This window comes from Amycolatopsis sp. NPDC051071, assembly GCF_040682875.1.
Taxonomy (GTDB): Bacteria; Actinomycetota; Actinomycetes; order Mycobacteriales; family Pseudonocardiaceae; genus Amycolatopsis.
This window is the reverse complement of sequence record NZ_JBFBBY010000031.1, coordinates 32,607-51,562: the sequence shown is the minus strand read 5'-3', so window position 1 is coordinate 51,562 and position 18,956 is coordinate 32,607. Positions and strand designations below refer to the sequence as shown.

Below are 18,956 nucleotides of genomic sequence, written 5' to 3'. Positions count from 1 at the left end.
TTTCCTGACACCTGGTTACGCGGCCGCAGGCTCCTCCGAGAACTGCGTCAGGTACAGAGCCGCGTAGCGCCCGTCGCGAGCGAGAAGCTCTTCGTGCGTCCCTCGCTCGACGATCTCCCCGTGCTCGATGACCAGGATCTGGTCCGCCGCCCGCACCGTCGAGAGCCGATGCGCGATGACCAGCGCGGTCCGCCCGTCGAGCGCGTCGGTCAGTGCCTCGCCGACGGCCGCCTCCGACTGCGAGTCCAGATGCGCCGTCGCCTCGTCGAGAACGACCACCCTCGGCTGCGCGAGCAGGAGCCGGGCGATGGTCAGCCGCTGCCGTTCCCCGCCGGAAAGCCGGTAACCGCGCTCCCCCACCAAGGTCTCCAGCCCGTCCGGCAGGTCCCGGATCAGCTCGGCCAGCCGCGCCTTCTCCAGGGCCGACCAGATCTCGGTGTCGGTGACGCCGGGCCGCGCGTATTCGAGGTTCGCCCGGATCGTGTCGTGGAAGAGGTGACCGTCCTGGGTCACCACGCCGACGGTTTCCCGCAGTGAAGCGAAACTCAGCTCACGAGTGTCCACATCGGACAAACGTACCGAACCGGCGTCGACGTCGTAGAGCCGCGGCAGCAGCGAGGCGATCGTCGACTTGCCCGCACCGGAAGAACCGACCAGCGCCACCATCTGCCCCGGTTCGGCCCGGAAGGTGATGCCGTGCAGCACCTCCTCGCCGCCCCGGTGATCCAAAGTGGACACGTCCTCCAGTGACGCCAGCGAATAGCGGTCCGCCGCGGGGTAGCCGAACCGGACGTCGGAGAACTCCACCGAAACCGGACCCTCCGGCACGCGGCGCGGCGACGGCTTCTCCTCGATCATCGGCTTGAGGTCGAGTACCTCGAAGACCCGCTCGAACGAGACCAGCGCGGTCATCACGTCCACCCGGACGTTCGCCAGCGCGGTCAGCGGCGAGTACAGCCTGGTCAGCAGCAGCGCCAGCGCCACAACAGTGCCCGGCGCGAGCGCCCCGGTCAGCGCGAGGTACCCGCCGAGGCCGTAGACCAGGGCCTGAGCGAGCGCCGACACGGTGGTCAGGCTGGTCAGGAACCAGCGGGTCAGCATCGCCGTCCGCACCCCGATGTCACGCACCCGCCCGGCCCGCGCGCCGAAATCCCCGGTTTCCCGCTCCGGATCGCCGAAGAGCTTCACCAGCGTCGCTCCGGGAGCCGAGAACCGTTCGGTCATCTGCGTCGTCATCGACGCGTTGAGCTGTCCCGCTTCCCGCTGCAGCCCCGCCATCTTCCGGCCGAGCCGTCGCGTCGGCAGGATGAACACCGGCAGCAGCACCAGCGCCAGCAGGGTGACCTGCCAGGACAGCGTCATCATGACCACCAGCGAAAGCGCCAGCTGGATCACGTTGGTGACCAAACCGGACAGTGTCGCGGTGAAGGTGCGCTGCGCGCCGATGACGTCGTTGTTGAGCCTGCTCACCAGCGCGCCGGTACGGGTGCGCGTGAAGAACGCGACCGGCATCCGCTGCACGTGCCGGTACACCGCGACGCGCAGGTCGAGGATGATCCCTTCACCGATCCTCGACGACTGCCACCGTTCCGCCAGCCCGAGGCCTGCGTCGAGCAGTGCCAGCCCGGCGATCGCGACCGCCAGCCACACCACCATCGCGACGTCGTGACCGCCGATGATCGTGTCGACCACTTTCCCGGCCAGCACCGGCGTGCTCACCGCCAGCACCGCCGAAACGACGGTGAGCACCAGGAATATCAGCAACCTTCGCCAATGCGGCCTGGCGAACCGCGCGACGCGGCGGAGCGTCCCCTTGTGCAGCCCCTTCGGAACGTCGGCGGACTTCATCGCCGAGTTCATCAGCGTCCACGTGTTCTCCATGAGATCCCTCTTCCTTGCCCCCACCAAAACCTCGACATTAGTCGAGATTTTTCCCGGATATAACCAGCACCAACACCGAAGTACACGGGATGCTTCCCGGTTTCCGCGTCCTCTTTCCGGCGAACAGCACCGCGTCGGTAGCCTGAGCCGGTGACCAAGGACTCAGGAACCGATCGCGTTCACCGTCGACGGCTGAACATCGACCTGGCCTTCTACACCGGATGCTTGATCTTCGCCGGAGTGAACACGGCCGTGGCCGAGTTCTACGGATATCGCGTGTGGGCCAATTTCGCTGTCGTAGGTTACGGCCTCGCCGTGGTTCACACCATCTGGTTATCGGTCGCCGCCCGGCGCGGCGCCCAGCCGTCCGGCGCGCTCGGCTCGCGGTGGGTCGGTATCGGTGCCATCGGACTGTTCGCGATGATCCTTCCGTTGGGAATGCTCGTCATTCGCCGTCTGACCGGAGTGGACTGGCTCATCACGCCGGTCTCGTGGGCCGCCCAGCCCGAGGTGTGGGTGATCGAGCGGTCGGCGAAACTCCTTCTGGAGAACGGAACCCCGTACGTCGACGTCACCGCGCTCGGTCGCGCGGTGGAAGTAAACGATTACACGCCATACGGTCCGGTGATGACCGTCTTCGGTCTGCCGCGCGCCTTGTTCGGTGGTGGGCCGGTGGCCGACGCGCTCACCGACGCGCGCTGGATGTTCGCGCTGGCCGCCGTCGCGTGTGTCCTGGTGACACTGAGGCTCCTGAAGTGGCCGAAAATCGCGGTGAGCGCCGCACAACTCGCCATGGCGTGCCCGCTGACGGCGCTGACCTGGGCCGTCGCCGGCCCGGACCTCGCCATCGCCGGCCTGCTGATGCTTTCCGTCGCCTTGGCCACAACCGGCCGCGCGCTCCTGTCGGGTCTGGTGCTGGCGCTGGTGATCAGCGCGAAACTCATCGTCGTGCCCGCGGCGGTGGTGCTGGGTGTCCTGCTGCTCACACGGCGTGGTCCTCGCGCACTGGTCGGATACGCCGCGGCACTCGTGGTGACGACCGTTGTCCTGCATGTACCGGTGTATCTCGTGGACCCGAAGGCGTTCGTCGAGCACGTCTTCCGGTTCCCGCTGGGAATGGGCGTGCTCAAGTCACCGGCTGCGAGCCCGCTACCCGGGCATCTCATCGCCTCGCTCGGCCCCGTCGGCACAGCGATTTCCTTCGCCCTGCTCGGGATCGCGGCCGTCGTCATCCTGGTCTGGCTGGTACGCCGGCCCCCCGCGACCGGTTCGGACGCGCTTTTGCGCATCGCCGTCGGACTCGGCGCGCTGATCCTGCTCACCCCGGCGACAAGGTACGGCTACCTGGTGTACCCGCTGGTCCTGCTCGGTGCCAGGCTGGTGTTCGCCGCGAGTGCGTCCTCTGAAACAGCGGTCCCGGTGAAGGGAACTGCGCCCCCCGCGCAGCAGTCCGCTACTTCTTCGTGACTACTTCTTCTTGACCCTGGTGGCACCACCACGGCCGCGCAGCTGGACGCCGGACTCCGAGAGGACCCGGTGCACGAACCCGTACGAACGGCCCGTCGACTCCGCGAGAGCGCGGATGCTCGAGCCCTTCTCGTATTTCTTCTTCAGGTCAGCGGCCAGCTTGTCACGCGTGTTGCCGGTGATCCGCGCGCCTTTCTTGAGATCAGCCACGTCGATCGCCTTCCCGCCGAGAGTGTTCTGGGCCACATTACGGCCCCTGTCGCCGCAATGATCGAACACTGAGCGCCGGAATGCCAGACGACGAGCGCAAAACTGCCGAAACCGCGATCACATTGGGCCATTTCAGTGGCCGGATGGCATCGATCAAGCACCCGAACGGACGCAGACCTCACGCAAGCTGGACAAGTTCCAGATAATCGGCGGACCAATGGTCCTCGGTTCCGTCCGGCAACAGGATCACGCGTTCCGGCTCCAGCGCCTCGACCGCGCCCGGGTCGTGCGTCACGAGGACGACGGCACCGGCGAAACTACGCAAAGCGTCCAGCACCTGGGCACGGCTGGCCGGGTCCAGGTTGTTCGTCGGCTCGTCGAGCAGCAAAACGTTGGCAGCGCTGGACACGAGACCGGCCAGCGCGAGCCGCGTCTTCTCACCACCGGAGAGCGTGCCCGCCGTCTGATCGAGCTGCTCGCCGGTGAACAAGAAGGACCCGAGAAGGTTCCGCAGCTCTTGCGCGCCCGTGTCCGGCGCGAGATGCCGGATATTTTCCCACACCGAAGCATCGTGGTCGAGCGTTTCATGTTCCTGTGCGTAATAGCCCAAACGCAATCCGTGACCCGGAATGACCCCGCCGGTATCCGGAGTTTCCATTCCGCCGAGCAGCCGGAGCAAAGTCGTCTTTCCGGCACCGTTCAATCCGAGTACGACGACCTTCGAACCGCGATCGATCGCGAGATCGACTCCGGTGAAGATCTCGAGCGAACCGTAGGACTTCGACAGTCCCTCCGCGGTCATCGGCGTCCGGCCGCACGAGGCGGGTTCGGGGAACTTGATCCGGGCGACCTTGTCGGCCTGCCGGGTGTCGTCGAGCGCGGACAGCATCTGCTCGGCGCGACGGGCCATGTTCTTGGCGGCCACCGCCTTCGTCGCCTTGGCACCGAGTTTCGCGGCCTGCATCTGCAGTGTGGCCGCCTTCTTCTCGGCGTTCGCACGCTCGCGGCGGCGGCGCTTCTCGTCGGTGGCCCGCGCGTCGAGATAACGCTGCCAGCCCATGTTGTACAGGTCCAGCTCGCTGCGGGTCGCGTCGAGGAACCACACCTTGTTGACCACGTCGGCGAGCAGTTCGACGTCGTGGCTGATCACCACGAGGCCTCCGTCGTGCTGCTTCAGGAATCCGCGCAGCCAGTTGACGGAGTCGGCGTCGAGGTGGTTGGTGGGCTCGTCGAGCAGCAGGATCGTCTCGGATTTGCCGCCGGCGCCCGCCTCGGCCGCGGCGAACAGGATCCGGGCCAGCTCCACGCGGCGGCGTTGTCCACCCGAGAGGGTCTGCAGCGTCTGCGCGAGCACGCGGTCGGCGAGGCCGAGGTTGGAACAAATCCGCGCGGCCTCGCTTTCGGCGGCGTAGCCACCGAGTGAGGCGAACCGCTCTTCGAGACGGCTGTAGCGGCTGATCGCCTTGTCGCGCTCCTTGTCGTCCACCAGCTCCGACATCGCGGTCTGCGCCTTTTCCATGTTGCGCATCAACGAGTCGAGGCCGCGGGCGGAGAGCACGCGGTCTTTCGCGGTGACGGACAGGTCGCCTTCACGCGGATCCTGCGGCAGGTAGCCGAGCTCGCTGCTGCGGCGGACCTCGCCGGCGTGCGGCTCGCCCTCCCCCGCCAGCACCTTCAGCGAGGTGGTCTTGCCGGCGCCGTTACGGCCGACCAGGCCGATGCGGTCGCCCTGCTGGATGCGGACGTTGGTTTCGTCGAGCAGAATGCGCGAGCCGGCGCGCAGCTGCAGGCCAGAGGCCGTGATCACGGGAACTCCCGGTAAAAAGGGGTGGATGAGGGACAGCTTCGACTCGCCGGCCACGGCCGGCGAGGAGCTCACTCCAAAAGGATGTCCACGTGATCAGTGTACGGGGCGCTGTCGAACGGTTTTATCCCACCGTGCCCGACGTCACGGTTCGCGCAGCGTGATCTGCACCGCGACCGCGCGTTCGGCGGCGTCGTCGAGCACCGTCCGGCGCGGTTCGGCGATGTCGAGGACCCGGGATTCCGCACGGTCGAACAACGGCGCCAGCCGTCGATCTTCGTGCAGGGTTTCCAGTGCCCGGCGGTCACCGCCGAGCACGACAGCGTCCACTTCGGACAGTTGAGGCACCAATACTTCGAACGCGTCTTCCGCGGCGGAACGGAGTGCGCTGCGCGCCTGCCCTTCCCGGCGCCGCGCGAACCGCTGCTGCGACCAGCCACCCGCCGCGGACCGGCCCTGCACGAGGTGCCGGTCGGTCCTGGACTGGACGACCACTCCCCCGCGCGCGATCCCGACGCTGTGCCCGCCGCGCCGCACCAGCAGGAGCGCGATCCTGCGCGAGACCAGCGCGTGCTCGATGAGCGGGCCGACGGCGAGACCGTCCATGATTCCTTCGGTGTCGAGCGGTCCGAAAGGGACGGTCGCGACGGCGACGACGCCGTTGTCCGCGGTGACCGTGACGATGCCGGGACTCAGTTCGGTTCTGCGGACGCCTTCGTTGCGGACGGCGAAGCGGGCGTACCAGCCTTCGAGGCGGTCCGGGGCGATTTCGACCGCCCGGCCCCCACCCGCCACCTGCCGCTCCTTCGCCATGTGCTCAACGTACGTGGCCTGGACCAGCTTCGCGCAAGGGTGCCGCTGGTCTTGAGTGGCGATTCGGGTTTCTTGGGGTGCGGCAGCGGGCCCTCGGGCGGGAGGGGCACAAGTGGCAGGAGAGGCACGAGAGGCGCCCGGCAAGCCATCTGGGCCCAAGCCGTAAAGGCCTCCTTCCCTTCGCTGAGCCCAGGGTCCCGGCAAAGTCGTGGAGCTGCTGGTCAGTGTTGTTCTTGGTAGTGCGGACTTGGCATCGCTGGTGCCTGCAAGGGTTGGGGGGTGTGCCAGGTTCTGGGAGTGTCAAGTACATGAAGGCCTCCTTCCTTGCGCCTAGCGCAAGGAAGGAGGCCTTCATTACTTCCAGGAACCTCAGCGGCAGCCTCACACAGCGACCAACAGCCACCTGACCTCAAGATCGCGACTTTGCCGGGGCCCTACGCCTAGCGCAAGGAAGGGGGCCTTCATGTACTTGGGGAAGGTGTGAAGGTCGAGTTTCTTCGGCTGAGCCGAGGGAAGGAGTCCTTCACGCGCCACCGTGGTGACTGGTGGTGCTGCGGGGGCTCGTGATGGCCTTCCGGAACGGGTGAGGGGAACTTTGAAGGACTCTGGGTCCCTCCAGGAGTCCTTCAAGGACCGGCCGCTACCCGGCTCACCCGCCGTAGGTACCTGAAACATCTTTCGTTAGAACGACCCAAATCACTCACGACCTCCTGTACCGGCGCCACCTCAGTCACCCCTGCCACGCCCGTCAGCCGTGACCGTTGAGGTCGCCAACGACGTGGTCGAAGCCCGAGCCAGGTCACGTCATCGCGACCAGGGTCCGCCGCTTGCCCGTGAACGGCTCGCGTCCGTGGGCCATCAACATGTTGTTGATCACCATGATGTCGCCCGGCTGCCACGGGAACGCGTAGCTGACCGCGTCGTACGTCTCCTTGATCGTGGCCAGGTCCGTCTGCGGGATCGGCGAGCCGTCGGCGAAGGACGCGTTGCGGGGCAGGTCCTCCTCGGGGTACAGCTCCAGCAGCGCCTCGCTGACCTCCTCCCCCAGGCTCGAGACGTGGAACAGGTTGGCCTGGTTGAACCACACCGTCGCGCCGGTGTGCGGTTCCGCGACAAAGGACGGACGCACGTGCCGCGTGCGCAGGCCCTCGTCGGTCCACTCGTACGTCTGCCCGTTGCTGGTGCAATAGTCCGCAACCGCCTGGCGGTCGTCGGTCTGGAAAGCATCCTGCCAGGTCAGCCCGAGGCCTTCGCGGAACGCCCGTGTGTAGGTGACGCCGTCCGCGAACCGCTCGCGCAGGTCCGCCGGCAGCAGGCGGTACATCGCGCGGCTGTCGGCGATCGGCGTCGCGCCGCCGGTTTCGGCCGCCGTGTCGCACAGGAAGAACAGGCGGGCGGGCCAGTGCGCCGAGTACGAGTTCTCGTTGTGCATCGGGATCGACTCGGCAGGCGGGTACTCCGTCGAGGTGTAGATGTTGCCCGAGACCGCCGACCGCGGCGTCGACCGTTCCGTGTACGTCAGCAGCGAGCCGCCGATCTCCTCGGTGACCTGGTTGAACAGCGCCAGGTCGGCAGGCATCCCGCGCAGCAGGATCGCGCCGTGCTCACGCAGCCGGTCCTGCAGTGCTTCGCGGTGCGCGCGCACCCAGTCCAGGCCCGTGGCCGCGTAGACGGTGAGCTTCGTGTGTTCGTTGCCCTCGACGTGCTGGGCGCTGTCGAGGTTCGCCGCGAGTTCGGCGGTCATGACTCCTCCAGTTCGAATCGAATCAGTTTGGTGGCCTCGGCGTGCAGCGAGGCGAGGTCTTCGGTGTCGGCGAACCCGGCGGCGATCACGTTCACCGCGTAGATCTCCTGGTCGCCGGTGAGCAGTTGACCGGGGCGCACGATCGTGACGACGTCCAGGACCTCGGGCAGATCGGCGACCTCGTCGGTGCCGTCGACACGGACCAGCCGTCCGGTGCCCTCTGCGTAGAAGATCAGGTAGCCCACCGGCACCGGCAGGCCCACACCGCGCGCGGGCGGTGGTGTGCCCAGTGCCAGCGACACGGCCTCGGCGATGACATCGATGCCGGTCGCGAGCTTCAGCAGCACCGGCTGGGCACCGCCTGCCGGGCGACCCGCGTTCACCTCGACGATCACCGGGCCCAGCTCGGCGTCGTCGATCAGCTCCACGTGCGCGCAGGTGTTGTCCAGGCCCAGCGCGAGCGCGGCGGCCGTCGCCGCCGCGAACAGCCGTCCGGTGTCCTTTTCGGACAGTTCGAGCGGCGGGCAGACCATGCCCAGTTCGAATTTGCGCTCGTCGATCAGCGGCTTTTCCACCACAGCCACCGGCTCGGCGACACCGTCGCGTACCAGGACGTCGACCGCGTACTCCGGGCCGCGCAGCATGCCTTCCACGAGGAACACCTTGACCGGGTCGATCGGCGACGGCCCGCCATCGATGAGCCGGTGGTAGCGGGCGTCCTCCGACAGCGGCAACCGCTCGGCCAGCAGCCGGTACGTGGCCGCCAGTTCGTCCACAGTGGACACCGTGCGCACGAGATTGCTCGCCGCGCCGTTCACCGGCTTGACGATCGCCGGGAGCCCGACCGCCGAAGCCACAGACGCCGCCTCGGCGGCCGACGAGATCAGCGCGCAGCGCGGCCCCGGCAACCCGGCCGCGGCCAGCACCTGCCGGACCGCGAACTTGTTGTGCGTCACGGTGAACACCGACGCCGGGCAGCGCGCGACGCCGAGCAGTTCGGCCGCACGGGCGACGCTCGCGATGATTCCCTCGGCGGCGGTCATCACCCCGGCCGGACGGGCGGTCCGCGCCCGGATCGCCTCGGCCACGGCTTCGGCGTCACGGACGTCGTCGACGACGACGAAGCCGTCCACCAGTTCCGTCAGCTGTGCCTGCTCGGCCGGTTCCAGTGGCTGGGTGACCAGCTCGGCCCGCAGCCCGGTCGCGTGCACGGCGGCCACGACGTCGGCGATCCACTGCCCCGCGGTCTCCCTGACCACGAACGCGGTGTTCACACGTCCTCCAGTTCCAGCCGGACGAGCTTGCTCGCCTCCGCGTGCAGGGCGGCGAGCTCGTCGTGATCGGCGAACCCGGCCACGACGAGGTTGACCGCGTAGGTCTCCTGTTCGTCGGTGAGCACCTGCCCCGGCGAGACGGTGGTGACGACGTCGATCACCTCGGGCAGCTCGGCGATCTCGTCGAGCCCGCCGATACTTCTCAACCGGCCCGAACCGGCCGCGTAGAGGATCAGCATGCCCAGCGGGATCGGCAGTTTCGCGGGTTCCCGCACCGGCGGCGGAGCGCCAACCGCGAGCGCCGCCAGCTCGGCGAACACGTCGATGCCGGTGCGCAGCTTCGCGAGCAGCGGCATGATCGATCCGGCAGGCCTTCCCGCGTTGACCTCGACGATCGTCGGGCCGCGGTCTACGTCGTCAATCAGTTCGACGTGGGCGCAGGTGTTGTCGAGACCCAGTGCGCGGACCGCGGCGACCGCCGCCGCGGTGACCAGCTCGGCCCGGTCGCCGGTGAGCCCGGCGGGCGGGCACGACAGCGCCAGCTCGAACTTCCGTTCGTCGATCAGCGGCTTGTCGAGCATTTCGACCGGCTCGGCAACCCCACCGCGGACCAGCACGTCCACCGCGTACTCCGGGCCGCTCAGGAACCCTTCGACGAGGAACGTCGTCGAAGGATCCAGTGTCCCCAACCGGCGGTGGTAGCGCGGATCCGCGGACTCGGGCAGTCGCACGGCCAGCAGCTCGTACGCGGCCACCAATTCGTCCACAGTGGACACCGTGCGGACAAGATTACTGCCCGCCCCGTTGACCGGTTTGACGATCGCCGGGAGCCCGACCGCCGAAGCGACCGGCGCCGCCTCGGCGGCCGACGAGATCAGGGCGTGTGCGGGCCCGGGCAGCCCGGCCTCGGCGAGGGCCTCCCGGACCGCGAACTTGTTCGCGCACAAGGCGAACACCGACGCCGGGCAGCGCGCCACCCCGAGCAGCTCCGCGGCGCGGGCGGTGCTCGCGATGGCGCCGTCCGAGCCGGTGAAGATCCCGGCCAACGCGCCGCCGTCGATCTCCCGGACCTTCGCCGCGACGGCTTCCGGGTCGTGGATGTCGTCGAGGGCGACGACGTCATCCACCACGCCGTCCAGCACGGCCCGCTCGGCCGCGTCCATCGGCGGAGCGAGCAGCACCACGCGATGCCCGGCCGCCCGCATCGACGGCGCGACCTCACCGACCCAGTGCCCGCGGGCCTCCCTGACCAGCACTGCCGTACTCATGCGGCTTCCTTCCCGGCGAGCTTGCGCTCCCGTTCCTGCGCCCCGACGAGGTCGTCGGGCAGTGAATCGGGCACCTCGGTGTCGAACCGGCGCAGCAGCCGCAGCGAGAACCCGCCCACGTTGATCAGCAGCAGGATCAGCGCGAAGACGACATAGGCCAGCCCGATACCCCGGGTCTCGCCGGTGCCGAGCACGGCGCCTGCCGACCCGGCCAGTGCGCCACCCGGCGCCAGCAGCGGCGAGAACCAGCCGACGGCCAGCGGTGCCAGCACGGCGAACCCGATCGGCAGCGTCGACCACGTGATCGTCTGGTTGATCGCGAACACCCGGCCGTGGAACCGCTGCGGCACCTTGACCTGCACCAGCGTGGCGTAAATGCCCTGCGACACGGACATCGCGGCGGCCAGGACGAACACGCCGGCCGCGACGACGATCAGCGACGGCCGCAGGCCCATCACCAGGCTGCCGAGCGCGATGCCGATGTTCCCGACCAGCACGCCGACCATCCGCCGATGCCGCGGGCCGCCCCACAGCGCCATCCCGATCCCGCCCGCCACCGCGCCGAGGGCCTCGGCCAGCGCCACCTGTGCGACGTCGGTGACCGAGCCGAACGACAGCACGAGCGGCGAGACCAGCACCAGCGCGGGTGCGAGGAAGACATTCGCCAGCGCGAAGTACAGCAGCATCGTGCGGAAGCCGCGGTGGTTCCACGAATACCGCAGCCCGCCCGCGATCGCCGTCAGCAGCGGTTCGCGCGGGCGCCAGCCCAGCAGATCCGGGAACCGCACCAACAGCAGGCCCACGATCGCGAACACGTAGCTCACCATGTCCAGGATCAGGATGCCGGACAGCTGGATCGTCGCCAGCAGTCCGGCCGCGAGCACCGGCATCAGCAGCTGGGCGAAACCGGTGGACAGCTGCGCGAGGCCCATCGCGTGACCGAGGTATTGCTTCGGCACCAGCTGCGCCACCGACGATTGGTAGGCGATGCGCTGAAACGATGCGGCCACCGACCCTAGCGGGATCAGCACGTAGAACAGCCATAGCTGGACATGCCCGGTGATCAGCAGCAACGCCAGTACCAGCTGGATCCCACCGGCGACCCCGCTGGCCGCGATCATGATCCGCCGCCGGTCACCGCGGTCGACCAGTGCGCCTGCCACCGGCAGGACGAGCACGCCGAACAGCAGCGCGAGTGCCCACAGCAGGCCGAGGTCGGCAACTGAGCCCGTGCGGGTGTAGAGCCAGATCGGCACCGCGAACGACGTCAGCGCCGAGCCGGTCGAGGACACCAGTTGCCCGACCGTGATCGTGAGGAACCGGGCCATACTCGGCCGCACCGCGGGTTTTTCGTCCACTTCTGCCCGATGGGTCTCGTGCACCGCCCAGGCCGCGTCTTCGCCGCGGGCCCGGACGTCGAGCTCGCCGGGATCGTCCAACGCCGGATGCACACGCGTGACGATCTCCGCGAGTTCGGCGGCCCGGTAGCGCAGGAAAAAGTGCCCGGCCCGGTCCAGCACCACGAGCGCGGTGGTGTCGGTGAGGAACTCCCATTCCCGGTACCGCTCGGAGTAGTAGTCGGTGACCGGGTCCTCGGAGCCGACCACCGACACGATCGGCGCGCGTAGCTTGGCCACGCGGGCGTCGAGCAGGCCGCTGAAGTACTCCTCGGCGGCGCGGCTGTCGGCGCGCATGTTCGTGATGATCCGGTCGGCCTGCGCCGGGTCGAGGTCGTCGGTGTCGACGCCCATGCCTTTGAGCCAGTTCGAGTAGTACCGGTTGCTGCGCAGCTTCTCCAGCCGGGTGCGCAGCGTGCCCACCGCACCCTTCATGCGGGCGAACGGGAAGATCGCGCCGATGTAGACGACCTCCAGCTCGCGGCCGCGTTCTTCGAGCAGCCGGGAGACGCCGACGGCGAGTGCGTTGCCGACACCGCAGTGGCCGTAGATGGCCAGCGGGCCGTCGACGCGATCGAGGATCTCGTCGGCCAGCCGCTCGACCAGGTCGTCGAAGGGCAAGGCCTCTTCGGTCAGTCCGACGTCGTGGCCGGGGATGGCGACCGAGTAGAGCGAGTGGCCCTCCGGGAGCGCGTCGGCCAGCGGCTGGTAGACGATCGCGCTGCCACCGCCGTACGGGAAGCAGACATACGTCAGCGTCCGCTGTGTCGTCGGTTTGGTCAGCTCGTACAGCAGGTGGCGCGGCCGGTCGCCGGTGTCACCGTCCATAAAGGACGCCAGCTCGCGGATCGTGCGGTGCTGGAACAGGTCCATGACGCCGACCTGGCCCGCACCCGCCTTGCCGATCCGCGCCACCACCTGGGTGGCCAGCATCGAGTGGCCACCCAGGTCGAAGAAGTCGTCGTCGACGCCCAGTTCGTCCACTTTGAGCACGTCCCGCCAGATCTCGGCCAGCAGGATCTCGGCCGGGGTCGACGGCGCGACCAGCTCCTTGGTCGCGTCCCGGGACGCGACCGGAGCGGGCAGTGCCTTGCGGTCGAGCTTGCCGTTCGGGGTGAGCGGCAGCCCGTCGAGCGGGACGAACGACGGTGGGACCATGTAGTCCGGGAGGCTCTGCTTGAGCGCCGTCCGCAGTGTGCCGGGCTCGGCGTCGCCGACGATGTACCCGACCAGCCGCTTGTCTCCCGGTGTGTCCTCGCGGACGATCACGGCGGCGTCGCGCACCCCCGGCTGGGCGCGCAAAGTCGTCTCGATCTCCCCGAGCTCGATACGCAGGCCGCGCAGCTTGACCTGGTCGTCGATCCGGCCGAGGAACGCGATCGTCCCGTCCGGGCGCCAGTGCGCGAGGTCACCGGTGCGGTACATCCGTCCACTGTGGAACGGGTCGGGCACGAACCGCTCGGCCGTCAGCTCCGGGCGGTTGTGGTACCCGAGGGCGAGGCCGACGCCGGCGATGTGCAGTTCGCCGGGCACGCCGACCGGGCAGGGCCGCCCGGCGCGGTCGAGGACGTAGATCCGGATGTTCTGGATCGGCGCCCCGATCGGTACCGACGCGACCTCGGCGAGTGCGGCGGGCGTGCACTGCCAGGAGGTGACGTCGATGGCGGCTTCGGTCGGGCCGTAGAGGTTGTGCAGCTCGCAGTCCGGCAGCCGCCGGGTGAACTCGCGGGCGGCGTCGAGCGGCAGCTCCTCACCACTGCACACGACCCGCCGCAGCGCCGTGCAGGTCTCGACTCCTTGTTCGGCAAGGAAAAGCGTGAGCATCGACGGCACGAAGTGCGCGGTGGTGATGCCTTCGGACGCGAGCAGCTCACGCAGGTACGCGGCGTCCTTGTGGCCGCCGGGTTCGGCGAGCACGAGCCGCGCGCCGGTGCTCAACGGCCAGAAGAACTCCCAGACCGACACGTCGAAACCGGCCGGGGTCTTCTGCAGCACCGAATCGGTGCCGTCGAGGCGGTACGCGCGCTGCATCCAGTCGAGCCGGTTGACGATGCCGCGGTGACCGTTGGGCACGCCTTTCGGCTGCCCGGTCGAGCCCGAGGTGTAGATGACGTACGCCGGGTCGTCCGGTCCGGCGAGCGGCTCGGGTGGGGTGCCCGGCTGCCCGGCCGTCTCGGCAAGGTCGTCCAGGACAACGACGGTCGCGTCACTTTGGAAACCCAGCGTTTCGCGCAACGCAGCCTGCGTCACGACGACGGGTGCGGCCGCGTCCCGCAGCATGAACGCCAGCCGGTCGGCCGGGTACTCCGGGTCGAGCGGAACGTACGCGCCACCGGCTTTCAGCACGCCGAGGAGCGCGACGACCAGCTCGAACGACCGCTCCGCGAACACACCGGTGAGCACGCCCGGCCCGACGCCGAGGCCACGCAGCCGGTGCGCGAGCCGGTTGGCCCGCTCGTCCAGTTCGCGATAGGTCAGCGACGTGCCGCGGAAGGTCACCGCGGGTGCGTCCGGCGTCCGGGCGGCCTGCTCCTCGACGAGCGTATGCAGTGTGGTCTGCGGGAACTCGGCCGTCGTGGCGTTCCAGCGCTCCAGGACGAGTTCGCGCTGCGCGGCGTCGAGAATGTCCAGTTCGGACAGTCGCCGGTCCGGATCGGTGACGATCGAACGCAGCAGCGTGACCAGCCGCCCGGCCATCCCCTCGACCGTGTCCGCGGTGAACAACGCCGTGTTGTGCACGAACTTGCCGATCAGCCCGCTTTCGACCTCGATCGCGTGGAACTCGAAGTCGAACCGGGTCGCGGGCAGATCCATCGGCAGCCAGCGGAAGTCCACATCGGACTCTCCGGCCGCGCCCATCCGGCCCATCTCGTAGTTCTGCAGCACGAACATCGCCTGGAACACCGGCGAGCGGCTGACGTCGCGGGGCACGCCGAGCGCGTTCACCAGCCGCTCGAACGGGACGTCGGCGTGGTCGAACGCGTCCAGCACGTGCCGCCGGGTGCGTTCGAGCAGCTCGGCGAACGTCGGGTCGTCCGCCAGCCGGGCACGCAGGGGCAGCATGTTGATGAACATGCCTGCCACGCCCTCCAGCTCGGGCAGGCCGCGTCCGGCCGACGACGAGCCGATCGCGAAGTCCTCCTGGCCCGAGTATCGCGCCAGCAGCACCTGGTAGGCGGCCAGCAGGGTCATGAAGAGCGTGACTCCGTGCCCGCGGCTCAGCTCGCCGAGAGCACGGGCGAGGTCGCGCTCGACGAAGAACTCGTGGATCGCGCCGTCGAAGCTCTGCTTGGCTGGCCGGGGCCGGTCGGTGGGCAGCTCCAGGGGCTCGACCCCGGTGAGCTGCGCCTGCCAGTGCTCCAGCTGCCGGTCGAGTTCGCCACCGGTGAGCGTACGGCGCTGCCAGTGCGCGAAATCGCCGTATCCGATGCTCAGCGCGGGCAGCTCGGCCGTGCCGCCGGTGCTCAAGGCGTGGTACTGCGCGGCGAGGTCACGCAGCAGCAGGTCGACCGACCAGCCGTCGCCCACGATGTGATGCGTGCACAGGACCAGCAGGTGCTCCTCGTCGGACACCCTGGCCAGGGTCGCGCGCAGCAGCGGACCCGTGGCCAGGTCGAATGTCTCGGCCGCGGCGGCATCGACGGCGGCACGGGCCGCTTCCTCGCTTCCGACGTCCACAATGGACAAGCCGACCGTGACCGAGGGTTCGATGTGGACGGTCGGCTGCCCGTCGTCCCCGGCCGGGAACCGCATCCGCAGCGCCTCGTGCCGCGCCGGAAGGGTGTCCAAAGCGGACTGAAGCGCGGCGACGTCGAGCCTGCCGGTCAGCCGGATCGGCACCGGGATGTGGTAGGACCCGCTGCCCGGCGCGAACTGCTCCATGAACCAGACACGTTCCTGCTGATAGGACAGCGGGACAACGGCGTCGGCTGGGCGCGGCGTGATGGTCGCGGCCTGCTCCGTACGCCGTCGCAGCCGCCGTTCGAGCAGGGCGCGGCGTGCGGCAGCGCCGCTGGTTTCGTCGATCGTGGTCATGAGAGCTCGCCTTCGGCCAGCTGGCGCTGGACCTCTTCGTCACTGAGCTGGTCGAGGTCTTCGGCGAGCCGCCGCTCGATCTCGGCGGCGAGCCCGGCGACGGTGGTGAAAGAGAACAGCCCCCGCACCGGGATGTCGACTTCGATTTGTTTGCGGAGCCGGGCCATCCCGCGGATCGCCAGCAGCGAGTTGCCGCCACGGGCGAAGAAGTCGTCGTGCACGCCGAGGTCGCCGATGTCGAGCAGCTCGCCGAGCACCTCGGCGACGAGTTCTTCGGCCGCGGTCCGGGGTGCGACGTACACCGTCGCCTCGACGGGTTCGGGATCCGGCAGCGCGGCCCGGTCGAGCTTGCCGCTGGCCGCCATCGGCAGCGCGTCGAGCGTCACGAACCGGGTCGGCACCAGGTATTCCGGCAAGGTCTTCCGCAGGGCCTCGGCCGCTCCCTCGGCGCTGCCGACGACATAGCCGACGAGCGTGTCGCCGCGCACCGCCACGGCCGCGTCCCGCACTTGGTGCAGCTCGCGCAGTGCCGCTTCGACCTCGCCGGGCTCTATGCGGTAGCCGCGCAGCTTCATTTGCTCGTCAGTGCGGCCGAGGTAATCGAGCGTGCCGTCGCGGCGCCAGCGGGCGAGGTCGCCGGTCGCGTACATCCGGCCGGACGGGCCTTCCACGAACTTCCCGGCTGTCAAGTCCGGCAGCCCGAGGTAACCGCGGGCCAGCTGTGATCCGGCGAGGTACAGCTCGCCCGGGACGCCCGGCGGCACCGGCCGCCGCCGCTCGTCGAGGACGTACACGCGGGTGCCGGGCACTGGACGGCCGATCGGGACCGGCCCGGACGGCAGCTCGTCACCGGGTTCGATGCGGTGCACGACGCAGCCGACCGTGGCCTCGGTCGGGCCGTACTCGTTGACGACGACCGTGCCGGGGTACCGCTCCCGCCACGGCTGGACGGCCTCGGCGGTCAGCGCTTCACCACCGAGCACCAGCTCTCCCGTCGGGAACAGCTCCTCGGCGAGGACCGCGAGGTGCGTCGGGGTCGCCTTGACGAACGTCGGGCGACCGCCGTCGACCACCGCGCCTCCGGCGGTGAGGGTGCCGAGCAGCGTCGTCACGGTGAGGTCGAACGACGGCGACGTGTGCAGCAACGCCCGTCCGGCCAGACCGGGGTACGCCTCACGCGCCCAGGCCAGGTACGTGCCGACGGCCCGGTGCTCGACCTCGACGCCCTTGGGCTTCCCGGTCGAGCCCGACGTGTAGATCACGTAGGCGACGTCGCCCGGCCCGGCCGCTGGTTCCGGGTCTTCGGTGGCCGCGGCGGACCACTCGGCCGGGTCGTCGAGTGCCAGTGTCTTGGTGTCCGATGTGGACTCTCCGGTGACCAGTACGAACGGGACACCCGCGTCGGCGAGGATCAGCGCTTGCCGCGGGGCCGGGTTGGCCGGGTCGAGCGGAACATAGGCCGCGCCGCTCTTCAGCACCCCGAGCACGCCGGTCAGCAGGTCCGCCGAGTTCGGCACACACACGCCGACGACGGTGCCGGGACCGGCACCCAGCTCACGCAGCCGGTGTGCGACGCGGTTGGCTCGCGCGTTCAGCTCGGCGTACGTCAGGCGAACCCCGCCGAAGTCGACGGCCGGCGCGTCCGGGGTCCGCCGCACCTGAGCCTCGAACCGGGCAGGCACGGTCTCGGCGTCCGAAATGGACAGTTCCGCCGGGTTCCATCCGGTCAGGACCAGTTCACGTTCGGCATCAGACAGCAGTGGCAGATCCGCGACCGACCGAGCCGGATCGGCCAGCGCCGCGGTCAGCAGCCGCAGGTACCGCTCGGCCACGGCTACGGCGGTCTCGCGGTCGAACAGGTCGGTGCGGTAGACGAGCCTGCCGTCCACGGCGGTCAGGTCGATCGCGATGTCGTCCTTCGCGGTGGCCGAGCGGACCGGCTCCAGCCCCGAGTCGGGCAGGAAGTTGAACCCCAGCTGATACAGCGCCTGCACGCCGGGATCGCGCTCGGCCCCGGCCGCCTCGGCGACCGCCTGGAACGGCACCTGGCTGTGGTCGATCGCCTCCAGCAGCGTGGTCCGGACCCGGCCGACCAGCTCGGTGAACGCGGGTGCGCCCGAACAGTCGACGCGCACGGCCAGCTGGTTGACGAACATGCCGATCAGGTCGGCCAGCTCGGGTAGTTCGCGGCCGGCGAACGGGACACCGACGACGATGTCGTCCACTCTGGACAGTCGCGACAGAAGTGCCGCGTAACCGGCCAGCAGCACCATGAACGGCGACGCCGACAGCTCCCGGCCCAGCTCGCCGACCCGGTCGATCAATCCGTCCGGGAGGGCGAAGTCCACCTGGTCACCGGCGAACGTCAGCTCCGCCGGTCGCGGCCGGTCGGTGGGCAGGCCGTGCACCGGCGGCAGCCCGGCGAGCCGCGTCCGCCAGAAGTCCAGCTGTTCGCGGGACGTTTCGAGCTGCCCGCGCTGCCAAGCCGAGTAATCCGGGTACTGGATGGCCAGCTCGGGCAGCTTCGGCTCGCGGCCCTCGAACACGGCGTCGCACGCCTCGCCAAGCTCGGTCCCCAGCACCAGCACCGAGCCGGCGTCGAACACGGTGTGGTGCACGACGAACGTGAGCAACCACTCGTCGTCGGCCATGCGGCATAACTGGGCCCGCCACGGCGGCGGCGAGTCGAGCGGGATGGCCTCGCCCAAAACCTCACCGACGAGTTCGGTGAGCCGGTCGCCGCGAGCATCGGCCGGCAGGTCCCGCAGGTCGTGCACCTCGGGCTCGATCGGCACCTCGGCGTGCACCACCTGCATGAGCGCGCCGCCGTCCATGCGGAACGACGTGCGCAGCGCCTCGTGCCGCCCGACGACGACGCCGAGCGCGGTGCGCCACTGCGCGACGGTCAGCGGGCGGTCCAGCCGGGCCCGGCAGTGCAGGTTGTACACCGGGGACGCCGGGTCGAGCTGGCCGGACAGCCAGATCCGCTCCTGCCCGAACGAGGCCGGGAACGTCCATTCCTTCGTGTCGCTCATGATTTCCTGTTCTCAGTCTTTATTGAGG

General features: G+C 69.3%; 10 protein-coding genes. 1 reads left to right on the top strand and 9 read right to left on the bottom strand.

Features of this window, described 5'->3' with window-relative positions; genetic code table 11:
- Positions 1 to 15 precede the first annotated feature (15 nt).
- The gene (locus tag AB0M65_RS13430; protein ID WP_364026183.1) at positions 16 to 1,881 is read right to left on the bottom strand and encodes an ABC transporter ATP-binding protein; all 1,866 of its coding nucleotides are present in this window, start codon (positions 1,879 to 1,881) and stop codon (positions 16 to 18) included.
- Between the two features lie 198 nt (positions 1,882 to 2,079).
- Here AB0M65_RS13430 and AB0M65_RS13425 point away from each other — a divergent pair, with 198 nt between their 5' ends.
- A complete protein-coding gene (locus AB0M65_RS13425; protein ID WP_364026215.1) occupies positions 2,080 to 3,348 on the top strand; it encodes a glycosyltransferase family 87 protein in 1,269 nt (422 codons plus the stop codon).
- On the opposite strand, the gene AB0M65_RS13420 is transcribed toward AB0M65_RS13425, so the two are convergent.
- The 8 genes from AB0M65_RS13420 to AB0M65_RS13385 all read right to left on the bottom strand — a co-directional run bounded on the left by AB0M65_RS13420 (position 3,349) and on the right by AB0M65_RS13385 (position 18,928).
- The gene (locus tag AB0M65_RS13420; protein WP_003071237.1) at positions 3,349 to 3,558 is read right to left on the bottom strand and encodes a helix-turn-helix domain-containing protein; all 210 of its coding nucleotides are present in this window, start codon (positions 3,556 to 3,558) and stop codon (positions 3,349 to 3,351) included. It lies immediately after the preceding gene.
- A 178-nt stretch (positions 3,559 to 3,736) separates the two neighbouring features.
- Positions 3,737 to 5,365, bottom strand: a complete 1,629-nt coding sequence (locus AB0M65_RS13415; protein WP_364026180.1) for an ABC-F family ATP-binding cassette domain-containing protein — start codon at positions 5,363 to 5,365, stop codon at positions 3,737 to 3,739.
- Positions 5,366 to 5,506: 141 nt separating this feature from the next.
- Complete coding sequence (locus AB0M65_RS13410) at positions 5,507 to 6,175, bottom strand: acVLRF1 family peptidyl-tRNA hydrolase (protein WP_364026177.1); 669 nt, start codon at positions 6,173 to 6,175, stop codon at positions 5,507 to 5,509.
- A gap of 799 nt (positions 6,176 to 6,974) precedes the next feature.
- Positions 6,975 to 7,919, bottom strand: a complete 945-nt coding sequence (locus tag AB0M65_RS13405; protein ID WP_364026174.1) for a TauD/TfdA family dioxygenase — start codon at positions 7,917 to 7,919, stop codon at positions 6,975 to 6,977.
- Positions 7,916 to 9,193 (bottom strand): ATP-grasp domain-containing protein, encoded by a 1,278-nt coding sequence (locus AB0M65_RS13400; RefSeq protein WP_364026171.1) that lies wholly within the window; start codon positions 9,191 to 9,193, stop codon positions 7,916 to 7,918. Before AB0M65_RS13400 ends, AB0M65_RS13405 begins: the two co-directional genes overlap by 4 nt.
- Positions 9,190 to 10,461 (bottom strand): ATP-grasp domain-containing protein, encoded by a 1,272-nt coding sequence (locus AB0M65_RS13395; RefSeq protein ID WP_364026168.1) that lies wholly within the window; start codon positions 10,459 to 10,461, stop codon positions 9,190 to 9,192. Before AB0M65_RS13395 ends, AB0M65_RS13400 begins: the two co-directional genes overlap by 4 nt.
- A complete protein-coding gene (locus AB0M65_RS13390; protein WP_364026166.1) occupies positions 10,458 to 15,893 on the bottom strand; it encodes an amino acid adenylation domain-containing protein in 5,436 nt (1,811 codons plus the stop codon). The genes AB0M65_RS13395 and AB0M65_RS13390 overlap by 4 nt, the downstream gene beginning before the upstream one ends.
- Positions 15,890 to 18,928 (bottom strand): amino acid adenylation domain-containing protein, encoded by a 3,039-nt coding sequence (locus AB0M65_RS13385; protein WP_364026163.1) that lies wholly within the window; start codon positions 18,926 to 18,928, stop codon positions 15,890 to 15,892. The genes AB0M65_RS13390 and AB0M65_RS13385 overlap by 4 nt, the downstream gene beginning before the upstream one ends.
- Positions 18,929 to 18,956 lie beyond the last annotated feature (28 nt).